Origin of the sequence: Amycolatopsis sp. SID8362, assembly GCF_010550475.1 — a bacterium.
GTDB classification, from domain to species: Bacteria; Actinomycetota; Actinomycetes; order Mycobacteriales; family Pseudonocardiaceae; genus Amycolatopsis; species Amycolatopsis eburnea.
Window position 1 is genome coordinate 1 of the sequence record NZ_JAAGNB010000491.1, and the last position, 12,580, is coordinate 12,580.

At 71.1% G+C, this 12,580-nt stretch carries 3 protein-coding genes and 1 pseudogene; 1 reads left to right on the forward strand and 3 read right to left on the reverse strand.

The features are described from left to right. Positions 1-384: LysR family transcriptional regulator (locus G3I65_RS15520; protein ID WP_160696740.1), on the reverse strand; the 384-nt coding region annotated here is incomplete at its 3' end. Positions 385-433: 49 nt separating this feature from the next. Between G3I65_RS15520 and G3I65_RS15525 the strand changes: the two genes are divergently transcribed. Beyond that, positions 434-1,324 (forward strand): LLM class flavin-dependent oxidoreductase, encoded by an 891-nt coding sequence (locus G3I65_RS15525; protein ID WP_309235481.1) that lies wholly within the window; start codon positions 434-436, stop codon positions 1,322-1,324. A gap of 50 nt (positions 1,325-1,374) precedes the next feature. Here G3I65_RS15525 and G3I65_RS15530 read toward each other — a convergent pair whose 3' ends face one another. Both G3I65_RS15530 and G3I65_RS15535 read right to left on the reverse strand, forming a co-directional pair. Continuing rightward, the gene (locus G3I65_RS15530; RefSeq protein WP_160696741.1) at positions 1,375-12,297 is read right to left on the reverse strand and encodes a calcium-binding protein; all 10,923 of its coding nucleotides are present in this window, start codon (positions 12,295-12,297) and stop codon (positions 1,375-1,377) included. 96 nt (positions 12,298-12,393) lie between these two features. Beyond that, positions 12,394-12,580 (reverse strand): annotated as a pseudogene (locus G3I65_RS15535) (hypothetical protein); the annotation flags it as partial.

The window sequence follows — 12,580 nt, forward strand, 5'->3', positions numbered from 1 at the left end:
GAGCCGCGCGGGAACCGGCAGGTCCACCAGCGAAACCCGGGCCGGCTGGTCCTGGTCGAGCAGGAGCTGCGCGGCGCGTTCCAGCCGTGCGGTCAGGCCGGGGGCGACACCGATCCGCACGTGGGAAGCGGGTTCTCCGGCGACCACGCGCACGCGGGCCGCCGCGGCGAGCGTCTCCTGGGCCGCCGCCAGCACGCGCTCCCCCGCCGGCGTGAGCCGGACGTGCCGCGGGGAGCGGTCGAACAGCCGGGTGCCGAGGTCGCGTTCGAGCCGCGCGATCTGGTGGCTGACGGCCGGCTGCACGATGTTGAGCCGCTCCGCGGCCCGGCCGAAGTGCAGCTCCTCGGCGACGGTCACGAAGTACTTCAGCGCGCGCAGTTCCACGGCTCCTCCGGGCGGCACGATGACAAGAAGTGATCGCTGAGGAGTCCAAGTGGATCTGGTTCCGCGGTATTCCGGCGACTGGGATGAAGGCATGCACATCGGTACCGGTTTGATCAGTCCCCCGTCCCCGGCCGAGGTGGTGGCCGCCGCGGCCGACGCCGCCGACCGCGGCCTCGCCGCCTTCTGGACCAACCAGAACCCCGGCGGCTGGGACCCGCTCACCCTGCTGGCCGCCCTCCGCGAACGGCCGGCCGAGGCCGGGACGGCGATCGTCGCCACCTACCCCCGCCACCCCGTGACCACGGCGACCGAAGCACTCACCCTCCAAGCCGCCGCCGGCGGTCTCACCCTGGGCGTCGGCCCCAGCCACGCCTGGTACGTCAAGGACCAGCTGGGCTTGCCCTACACGTCCCCGTTGCGGCACACCCGCGAGTACCTGACCGTCCTGCGCCCCCTGCTGTCCGGCCGAGCCGTCCGGTTCGACGGCGAGTTCTTCACCGTCGACACCCGGCTCGACATCACCGCCCCGGCTCCCAGCCTCCTGCTTTCGGCGCTCGGGCCCCGCATGCTCGAACTGGCCCACGACCTCGCCGACGGAGTGGCTGCCGCCTGGGTCACGCCGGACATGGTGGCCCAGCACATCGCCCCGCGCACCGCACCCGGCGCGCGCATCGTGGCCCAGGCCGTCACCTTGCTGAGCCCGGATCCCGACCGGGCCCGCGCCGAATTCGCGCACCAGCTCACCGCGGTCGGGCAGCTACCCGCCTACCGCGCCTCACTCGACCGCGCGGGGCTCGCCGGCCCCGCCGACACGCTCGTCATCGGCGACGAGACGACCGTGACGGACGCGGTGAAGCGCTACGAGGACGCCGACGTGACCGACCTGATCGTCGTACCCCTCAACGAACGGAGCCGCACCCTCGACCTGCTGCGTACGTAGCACACGAGCGGGCGCCCGGAGTCCGGGCGCCCGCCGTGTCAGCTCTCCTCTCAGGGTGCGCAGGCGTTGGGGTTGTCGAAGTGACCCGGGGTGGTCGGGAACGCCGGCCCGGCCCCGTGGTCCTGCAGGTCCGCCTGGTACACCAGCGCCAGCTCGTCGTACGCCGAGGTACCCGCCGTCGTCACGTCCCCGGCGCCTTGGCCGGCGCCCAGGGAGTACGCCCACCGCTGCAGGAAGTCCTGCTGCGTCGGGCTCCACTGCCGGACGTCGTTATAGCCGCCGTACGCCGCGTTGCAGTGCGTGTACAGGTTGTACGCCCCGCTCCAGTCCAGCAGGCGGTCGCCCTGGTTGGGGCCGTTGTCGGCCACGTCGGCCTGCAGCACGTCACGGTCCCAGCCGCCGTAGATCCAGTCGATGCCCTGGTGGTGCTGGTTGTCCGCGACGTCGGCGTTGTCCAGGTTCGTCATCTCGAACCACGAACACGGGTCCACCGTCACCGCGCTCTTGCCGTTGCCGAACGTCTGCGGCCACGGGTTCGCCGAGCACGTCGACGATCCCGGTGTGCCGTACGTTCCGCGCGGGCGCCAGTCGATGATGTCCGAACCGAGTGCTCCCGACACCGGGTCGACCGACGGGCCGGTCGTCGCGCCCTTGCCGCCGAGCACGTAGTCGACGAGCGAGTCGTTGACGCCGCGGTCGTTCGGGTTGGCCGCGTCGGTGCCGCCCTTGCCGCCCCACAGCACGTCCGCGCCGTCGTCGCCGAAGACGTTGTCCCCGCCCGAATCGCCGTTGGCCAGGTCGTCGCCGTAGCCGCCGTGGATCGAGTCGTGGTCGTCGCCGCCGCGGATGCGGTCGGTGCCGCCTTCGAGGTCGCCGCGGTGCGGCATCGCCGGAGCGGTGCCCGGTGCGGCGAACGCGTCGCCGTTGACGTCGTGCTGCAGGTCGACCTGCCGCGTGACCGAGCCGGCCAGGAAGCCCTCGTAGTGGATCGCGGGCACCTGGGTGTTGTCGATCACGAACTTGTTCGACCCGTTCTGGTAGACGTCGACGATGCCGCCGCGGTCGCCGACCATGGCGTCGTCGCCGCCGGTGCCCCACATCCGGTCGTCGCCGAGCTCGCCGTACATGTCGTCGGCGCCGTCGCCCGGAGCCGTCGTCGTGCCGGTGTCGCCGTACATCAGGTCGTTGCCGTCCTGGCCGTACAGCGTGTCCTCGCCCGCGTCGCCCCACAGGTTGTCCCCACCCCAGGCGCCGAGCGGCTCACAGGTGGCCTGCGTGGTGGTGCAGAAGCGGGTCGGGGCCCCGTTCGCGCCGTGGCGGACGAACGCCGCCCCGGCCGGCGGGGTCGCCGGGTAGCGCTTGGCGTAGATCCGGTTGGTCAGCGGCAGCGAGACCTTCGACAGGTCGTCGCCGAGTGCCACCGGCTTCCCGGTCTGGTCCACGATGTCCCGCACCGCGGTGCCGCCGTCGCCGAGGATGAAGTCGGCGGCGCCGTCGCCGTGCACGTCGTCGGCCGTGTCCCGGAAGACCGCCAGCGAGCTGCCGCCGAGCAGGTCGTCCTGCCCGTTCGGCGCGGAGACGTCGCCGAGGTCGGCCGACGCCGTACCCGGCCACGCCGGACTGGCCGGCGCGATCGCGATCCCGGCTTCGGCGAGCGTGCGGTCGCCGAACACCGTGTCGTGGCCGCCGTTGCCTTCGGCGTAGTCGTCGTTCGCGCCGCCGGAGATCTGGTCGTCGCCGTCCTGGCCGAAGATCACGTCGACGCCGCCGCCACCGGACAGCTGGTCGCCGCCCGCCACCGGACGCGTCGGCGCGCCGAGGAACCCGTTGCTCCACGAGAGGTCGAGCAGCCGCAGCGAACGCTGTGTCTCGAACGTCCCGTTGCTGCCCACGCGGAGCAGGTACGGCGACGGCGGCGCGATCCGGTCGGTGATCGCGTTGTCGCCGAGCACCACGTCGTCACCCGCGCCACCGAACACGGCGTCGCCGGTGTCCGGCTGGCCCTGGGTGGTCAACGCCGTGTCGGTCCCGAAGATCACCGAGCTGCCGCCGACGAGGTCGTCGTCGCCGCCGTTGCCCTCGAGCCAGTCCCGGCCGGGCCCGCCTTCGGCGTAGTCGCCGTCGGCGTTGCCCTTGATCCGGTCGTTGCCGGACTGGCCGAGGATCGCGTCGCAGCCGTTGTCGCCGGTGATGTCGTCACCGCCTGAGGTGTTCGGCACCGGCGCGTCGCCCAGGTCGTACAGCTGGATGCTGCGCTGGACCATCGGCGCCGACGCGGGTGCGTCGATGTCGAAGCGGCCCTGCGTGATCGGGCTCTTCGCGATGCCCGCGTCCCGGGTGAGCAGGGCGTTGTCGCCGCTGATCAGGTCGGCGTCGTCGCCACCGGAGATGGTGTCGCCGGTGTCGAGCTGGCCCGCGGTGCCCTGGCCGGTACCCGACTCGACGTACGACGAGCCGCCGACCAGGTCGTCCTGCCCGGAGTCGCCGAACAGCTTGTCCGCATCCTGGTCGCCTTCCGCGTAGTCGTCGCCGGCGTCGCCGTGCACGGTGTCCGCGCCGCCCTGGGCGTAGATGACGTCCGTGGCTTCGCCGCCGTAGATCGCGTCTCCACCGGACGTGCCCGCGGCCGGGGCGTAGCCGAGGTCGAACAGCACCACGTGCCGTCCGGCCGACAGCCCGCGACCCCGCGTCACCGGGTCGCCGGTGTCGCCACCGCCGGTGCCGGTGATCGTGGCGTTGTCGCCCGCGATCACGTCGTCGCCGTCGCCGCCGGAGATCGTGTCGCCCGCGTCCGGGTAGCCGGTCGCGTTCTTGACCGCCGGGTCGCCCGGTGTCTGGTGGCTGCCGCCGATGATGTCGTCGGCGTCCGCCTCGCCGTTCAGCTTGTCGGCACCCGGGTTGCCTTCGATGCGGTCGGAGTCCTTCCCGCCGAAGACCGTGTCGTTCTCCAGCCCGCCGAACAACGCGTCGTTGTCGAACCCGCCGGAGATGGTGTCGTCGCCGCCCAGCGCCGGGTCGGTACTGGCCAGGTCGAACACCGGGCCGCCGGCCGCCAGCGGATCACCGTTGTCGCCGATGATCGTGTCCGGGCCGCTGTCGCCGAACAGCTGGTCGCCGTCGTCGGGCTGCCCGGCCGCCCGGGTGCCGCCGACGATCGTGTCGCCGGCCAGGCCACCGGAGATCCAGTCCGTCCCGTTGTTGCCCTCGATGGTGTCGGGGTCGTCGCCGCCGAACATCGTGTCGATGCCGTCGTTGCCGTACAGGGTGTCCGCGCCGGAGTCGCCGTAGACGGCGTCGTCGTCCGAGCCGCCCCAGACCTGGTCGGCGTCGCGGCCGCCGTGCAGCGCGTCCTTGCCCTTCTCGCCGCACACCAGGTCGTCGCCCGCCTCGGCATCGACGTTGTCGTCACCGCCGCCCGCGCGCACGTTCTCCACGCCGGCGCCGCCGATGATCCGGTCGTTGCCGTCGAGCGGGTCGTCCACCGACTCGTCGACCGGGGTCGACGGGATCGGCGTCCCCGCCTTGCACGGCGTCGTCTGCTTGTCACCGTAGACGTCCGCGCCGCCGTCGCCGCCGATGACGTGGTCCCGGCCGAGGCCGCCGACCAGCGTCTTGTGCGACGGGGTGATCCCCGTCGGCAGCGGGGTGTGCGTGACGACGTAGAACGGCCCGAAGCCGTCGGTCGTCCCCGGGTTCGGGAAGTCCAAGGTGGACGGTTCGGCGATGACGTAGTCGTCGTCCGGCCCGCCGTAGAGCGTGTCGGGCCCGTACCCGCCGAACAGGATGTCGTTGCCGCCGCCACCGCGGAAGTCGTCGTGCTGGTCCTTGGTGGAGTGGCCGGTGACGCGGTCCTGGCCCTTGCCGCCGTACACCGTGTCGTTGCCGCTGCCGGTGTCGATCGTGTTGATCGGCCCGCCCGCGGGTCCGCCGGTGGTGTTGGCGTCGTCGGAGCCGTAGCCGTCGATGCCGGGATCGACCTGGCCCGCCGGGTAGATCTGGTCGGGCCCGGTGCCACCGGCGAACCGGTCGCTGCCGTCGCCGCCGACGAGCGTCGCGCCCTGGGACACGAACAGCGCCCGCGGGTAGGTGGGCACGTCCTTGAGCGGGTCGTCGGCCGCGACGCTCAGGGTGTCGTCGCCGCCGTTGCCGTACGCCGTCGACTTCGCGAGCCCGAGCTTGATCGTGTCGCCGGCGTCGCCGGTGCCGGTCCCGCCCGCCGGGTCGGGCAGCGACGCCCAGTTCGGCACGGAGACGGTCGGGCCGCCGCTGCCGTCGGCGATCGGGTCGCCGCCGTCGCGGCCGTCGTTCGGCAGCTCCTTGAGCCCGATCGACGTCAGCGGAGGTGGCGCGCCGAGGCTCGAGTCGCCCGCGACGACGTCCACGCCGTTGCCGACGGTGATGCTGTCGACGCCGGGACCACCCGCGACGCGGGCCTTCGCGTCGTCGCGGACGTAGCTCGTCTTGTTCGCGGCGAGCACGGTCCGGTCGCCGGTGACGATGACGTCGTCACCGCCGCCGCCGTCGACCCAGGAGTTGCCGATGCCGGTCTTGATCTGGTCGTTCTGGGTGCCGCCGAACACGATCGCGTCGCGGTCGAACTGCGCGGTCGGCGGCGGTGGGCCGTCCTTCGCGGTGTCGGCCTTGGCGTCCCCGATGAACGTCACGCTCATCGGCTTGCCGTACTGGCGGCCGTCCACGACGACGCGCTCGATGTTCTTGTTCCGGAACTCGCGCCGGATGCCGAGCATGTCCACGGCCACACCGGTGAACTCCGGGTTGGCCGGGTCGTCGTACTTGTGCAGCGAAGTGATCTTGACGGTCTCCTTCTCCTGCTTGTCCGACTCGTAGGGGTCGCCCACGCCGCCGCCGCGTTCCGCGGAGTGGCCGAGCGCGCCCGCGTACACGACCAAGGTCTTCCCGTCCCCGCTGAGCCCGCCGAGCTTCGGCGGTGGTGGCGTGCAGTTCGGGGTCGCGGTGAAGTCGAGCAGCGTGACGTCGACGATCGTGAAGCTGAACGACACCGAGAACGGCCCGAACCCGACCGTCACGTACAGCTTGAGGAAGACGTAGAGCCGCCCCGACACGGTGAACAGGCAGATGGGGTTGTTCAACGCCGTTTGCAGGAACTCGGTTATCCGGAACTTCCCGTCGTGGTTGGGGTCGTTCCAGAGGAAGGACACGGTGAGCCCGAGCCCGCCTTCGATGCCGACCGTGATGATCACCGCCGTGACCGCGGCGCCGGCCGCGATCTCGCCCGTGAACGACACGACCGGGATCGGCTTGCCGTTTTCCGTGGTGTAGAAGAACAAGCTCTGCAGGAAGGCGTTGCCCACCTTGCCGAAGTCGAGCTTGCCCGCGCGGGCCGCTTCGAACGCCTTCCGGATGCCGTAGGTGTCGAACCCGGCGACGATCCGCAGCGACACCGTCGCCGAGCCGTGCAGGGTGATCACCACCGGCGGCGGCGCGTACACCGGCCCGAACTGCTGGCGCCAGTCGAAGCCGAGGCGCAGCGGCCCGGAGTCGAACTTGACCAGGTCGACGTCGCCGCCGAGCAGCACGTTGAACAGCGACGCCGGCTTCTCGAACACCGGGAAGCTGAACCCGGCCGCCGACGCCTGGGCGGTCATCGGGTTGACCGAATCCGGGTTGGAGTTCTTGCCGTTGATCGTGTCGAGCAGCGGCGTGAACGCGGAGCCGCCCCCGGCGTCCTTCTTGCTGCTGATCAGGCTTTCCGTGTTGTCCGGTGTCGCCGTGGTGTCGAGCGCCTTTTGGCCGCCCAGTTCGAACGAGCCGAGCGGGATGAGGCACTTGGCGGTGCACTTCGGGAAGCTGTTGATGAAGTTGACGATCCCGGCGATCGTGTCGACGAACTTCAGGTCCGGGCCGCCGGCGATCGTGGTGAACGCCTTGCCGAGCGAGACGAGCGTGACGTCGCCGCCGCCGGCCAGGTGGGACAGGTCCGACAGCACCGGGATCGGCGCGTACAGCGTCTTGATCACCGGGTCGAGCGGGCCGGTCACCTGCTTGACCTTGTTCACGATCGGGCCGAGGATCTTGCCGAAGATCTCCCCGCTGTCGATGCCGACCTTGTCGAAGGCCAGCGTCAGCGGGCTGTTGCCGCCGTCGGCGCTGTTGGTGCCCGGCTTGGCGTTGTTCCACGCCCAGTGCAGCCGGAAGTTCGCCTGGATGCCCGGGAACCCGGCGTCGTCACCCGGCCGCGCCTTGAGCAGCCAGTTGATGTCCGCGCTCGCGTGCAGTTTGACGTCGACGAGCCGGTCCAGCCCGGCGTTCTGCAGGTCGGTCAGGTGCAGCCGGCCGTTGGTCGGGTCGTCCGGCGCGATCAGGTCGATCTTGAACGCGCCACCGAACAGCGGCAGGACGGCGTTGGCCGGCGGCGCGGCCGCGGGATTGCAGTCGTCGGCGCTGAAGTCCTTGGTGCAGTTCTCCGCGGTGATGTTGATGAACGCCAGCTGCGCGTTGATCTTCTGCGGCAGGGTGACGTTCAGCCCGACCGCGAACTCCGGTTGCGTGGAGTCCTTGGTGCTGACGAAGAACCCTTCGCTGCGGCTGATGCCCATGGCCAGGTGCAGCCGCCAGCCCAGCTGGACCTCGGGGCCCGCGCCGCCGTCGGCCTTGAGCGAGAACCCGGGGATGCCCAGGTCCAGCGGCACGGACTTCTTGAGGCACTCGTGCCCGGCGGGCAGTCCGGTGCAGTTGAGCAGGTCGCCGCTGAAGTCGCCCTGGCTGACGTTGAGGCTGATGGTCACGGCGTCTAGGTCGTTATACGCGCAATCGTGCGGCTGCGGGTTGTCGGCCGGGTTCTCCGGTGCCCCGCCGATCGCGGCGGCGCCGGTGTCCGTGGTCTTGGTGTCGGTGACGTCCGCGATGAGCTTGAAGACGCCGCCTTCCTCGCGGAAGACCATGTACCCGGACGCGCTGTCGACCGGCTCCCAGGAGATGTCCAGGGAGTCCGTTGTGGACAGTGCGGTCGGGCCGTTGGCGATCGAGCCGGGGTCGCTCGCCTTGGCCTGCTTCTTCTCCCCGTTGATCGTCGCGTAGGAGGCGACGACGTACCGGTAGGTCTTGTCCGCCGCCGTGGCGCCGTCGTGCAGCTTGACCGTCGGGACGCCGACGGTGCCCAGCCGCGTCTTGCACACGGTGTCGACGGTGACGGTGTCCGGGTTGAGACCCGCACTGGCGAGCTTCGCGCCGAGCTGGTCGTTCACCCAGCCGCGGACCGCGGCCATGTCGGCGAAGTGGCCGTCCGCGGGCAGCTGGTCCAGCGCGGTGTGGATCGCCGTGCGCAGCTTGCCGATGAAGTCCGCGCCCTGCTGGAGGTCGTCGCCGAGCAGCGGCAGCTTGCCGCCGAAGCTGGCGGTGTTGAGGGCCTGCTCCGCCAGGTTGAGGTAGCTGTCGAGGCCGTCGAGCCTGCCGAAGTCGATCAGCCGCTTGCCCAGTTCCTGGCCCAGCAGCGTCGCGTCGGGGGTCTCCAGCCGCGGGTGGCCGTCGATGGCCGCGCCGGCGAGGTTGAAGTAGTCGTCGGGCGTCGTCGACTTGGGCAGGCGCAAGGCGAAGTCGTTCGCCTTGGTGTCGTCGGTGATCACCTTGCTGTAGGTCGTGCCGCCGTCTTCGCTGATGTACAACGGCAATTTCGCGCACAGGGCCAGTGGTGTGCTGCCGTCGAGCCCGCAGTTCACCGCCGTGCTCGCGGCGTTGACCGACGGGCCGACCGCGCCCACGAACTCGGAGAACGTCACCGGCGCGCCGGTGCCGCCGCTCTTGGCCAGGTCGAGCGAGTAGGACGCCTTCGCGGTCGCCTTGTCCGCCGACTTCGGGTTGCCGAGCGAGACGGTCAGCGGGCCGAGGGTGGTGGCGATGGTGGCGTTTTCGACGGCGGCGTCGAGCTTCACGCCGATCGACGAGTCGTCCAGGATGCGCAGCGCGTTCGCGTCGGCCGGGCCGGGCCCGGGTGCCAGCGGCACGACCAGGCCCATCTTGACCTCGCCGCCGACCCCGAGCGACACCGAGCCGTCGCCCTGCACGCCGGCGACGCGCTGGTTGCCCGCGGGCAGGCTGAAGTCGAACTGCACCGGCGTGCTGGTGTGGTACGCGCGCTTCCAGTCCAGCCGGATGATCAGCGACGGCGTCCCGGCGAGGTCGGCGTACTCGAACTGCACCGGCACGCTGCCCTTGAACCGGTCGTTGACCGTCTGGACGAGGCGCTGCAGGTTGTCCGACGGCGCGGCCTCCAGCATCGAGATCACGTCGTCCAGTTCGGACCGGATCACGTAGGCCGTCGACGGCGAGGGCTGGCTGGCCCACGGCCCGGCCAGGGTGAGGGTGTCGGCCGTGACGCCGCCGACGATGCCCACCTGGGTCCCGGCGACGACGGTGCGCCCGACGAGCGTCGGCGGGAACGGGTTGCCCTTTTCGACGCTGCGCGAGGTGTCCTTCACGAAGTTCGGCCCGTAGGTCACCTTCGGGCCGGAGCCGGCTTCGTCGGCCCGCAGCAGGTCCCGCAGCGAACGGCCGACCAGCGGGATCTTCGTGCCGAACACCGCGGCCCCGGCCGGGGAGGCGTCGCTGATCGACGCGTTCAGCGTCTGCAGCGTCTTGAGGATGATCGAGAACAGCGCCTTCGGGTTGGCCGGGTCGAAGTCGAAGTTCGCCAGCTCGGAAAGGTCGCTCGTGCTGAACTGCGGGCCCTCGGTCCCGGACAGCTTGGTGAGGTCGTTCCAGGTGAACCCGGCGTGCGCGGTGGCGCCCTTGAGGAAGTCACCGGTGCCCGGCGCGCTCGCGTCGACGCCGCCCGCGCCGCGGACGTGCACCTGGAAGTCCAGCAGCGAGCCGGGGTCGTGCAGCAGCTTGTCGACGACGCCGCCGAAGGTCAGGTCGCCCTGGTCCTTGAGGTTCACCTGCAGCATGTGGTCGTCGGCGCCGGGAGTCCCGGCGCAGTCCGCGCCCGCGGCCGGGTGGCAGACGTGCGCCGTGCCCTTCAGCTCGACCTGCAGGAAGCCGGCGTTGGCGAACAGGTCGATGCCCGCGTCCATCGGGAAGTCCGCGGTGAACAGCGACGGGCTGCCGGACGTGCGCAGCAGCACCCGGTCCGGCCCGGTCGGCGTCGCGCCGACCAGCGTCGTGCTGCCGTCCGGGTTCTTCTGCTCGATCGGCGGGTTGTGCACGGTCGGGTTCTGCAGGTCGAGCACGAGGGTGACGGCGGCGGCGTAGCTGGGCTTCACCTTCGCGGTGGCGTTGACCGCGTTGGCCTCGCCCACGCCGCGGCCGCCGGTCTTGAGGTCGTTGCCGAGCTGGACGACGCCGACGTCGCCCTGCATCCCGGAAATCGTGTACGGCGCGTTGGCCACCGGGATCACCGGCGTCCACCCGGGTGCCTGCAGGAAGAGCGTGTGCTCGTCGTTGTTCTCGACCGTCGCCCCGGCGGCGCCGGCGACGACGTGCCGTCCCGCGAACTCCCCCGGCTTCCAGTTCTGGTTCTCGTCCTTGAGGGTCGTCTGCGTGTACGTCGTCTTCGCCGGGCTGCCCGCCGGGCCGGACGACGCCGCCGCGGCCGCGTTGAGGTCGATCGCCCTCGTGGGTGCCTGGCGCGACAACGTGATCTTGAAGTCGAGCTTGGTCGTGCCGGGCGGGAAGTGGACGTCGGAGATGCCGATCTTGCCGCCGCCGGGCAGGTTCGCCGCGGTGTTGAGCTTGTCGAGCATTTCCTGCAGGGACACGAACTTCGGCTCGCCGGCCTGCGCCGGGTCCGCCGCGGTCTTGGTGTTGTCCGTCAGGAACTTCTTGATCGACTCGTTGAGCTGGATCGCGTCGGCCAGGCTGCCCTTGAGGAACGGCAGGTCGAGGTTGCCGATCGGGTTGGCCGCGTCGCCCCACTTGGTGCGCTGGATCGACGTGAGCGTGGTGGCCAGCTGGGCCAGGCCGGTGGCCAGGTCGCGCGGGGTCATGTTGAGGAACGGGCCGACCGTGCCGATGCCTTCCGGCGTGATCTGCGGCGTGCCGGTGGCGATGTCGGGCCAGTTGAGGCCGATCTTCGCGTCCACCGCGGGCAGGTCGAGGGAGAACGAGCTGGCGGGGGCCGCGGCGAGGTGCAGCGAGCCGGTCAGGGATCCGGCCGGGCTCGCGAAGCCGAAGCTGACCAGGCCGGCCAGGGAACCGTTCTGGGCAAGTTCTCCCGCGGTGCCGTCGAAGTTGGTGAAAGCCAGCCTGCCGTCGTTGTCGGGATCGTTGACGGTGGCGGCGAAGTGCGCCTTGAGGCTGAGCGAGGAGTCGGCCTCGACGAGCTTGACCCCGAGGATGCCGACCGCGGCCTTGACGGCCTTGGCGTCGGCGATGTTCGCCTCGGCATCCACGGTGAGCGACGGGGTCGTCCCGTCGTTGACGAAGTACGCCTTGTCGTGCGCCTTGTCCCAGACCACGGTCAGCTTCACGGTGGTGGCGACGGTGAGCCGCACGCCGCCGGTGGACGAGAACGCCGACTGCGGGGCGTTGGTGCCGTCGCCGATCGGGATCGGGAGGCTCAGGGCCTGGTCGTTCAGCACCCGGGAGATCGTCAGGGTGAGGTCGAGCTTCTTGTCCTCGCCGACGGTGCTCAGCGTCGTCTTCAACGTCCCGGCGCGGTCACCGGAGAGCGTGATCGGCTGGTCGATGTCGAGGTCGGCGTCGTCGACGGCGTCCGCGAGTTTCTTGGTGCCGGTGTGGAAAGCCTCCTGCGCCAGGGTGTCGAACCCCAGCGCGGCGCCGGGGCTGGTCTGGACGGCGGGCAGCGGCTTGGCGAGCTGCCCGAGGGTGCCCAGCCCCTTCGACCACGCGGCGAAGCTGTTCGCCGGGGCGGCGAGCGCGTTCGCCAGGGTGCCGACGCCGGGACTCGCGGCGTGCGCCGGAGCGGCGGTGACGACGCTGCCCCCCAGTGCCAGCGCGAAAACCGTGATCAGTCCGAGCCACCGTCTCGAGCCCATGGTCACCCTCCACGTCCGCGGGCACCCGGAAGCCGGGCACCGCCCACCGGGCGAGATTGACAAAGGGGACGGATCTCCGGGAAGGCCCGGGTCCGCTCAGTGGACCCGCGGGGAACCGGTCAGTTCGCGTGCGGCTTCGGCCGCGGCGAGCACGAGCAGGTGCCGCAGCCGCGCCAGCTCGGCCGGGCACGAATTCAGCACCCCGAGCGCGGCGACGACCCGGCCGTCGGGGGCGTGGATCGGGGCCGCGGCACAGCTCAGCCCGGCCGCTCGCGCGGAACCC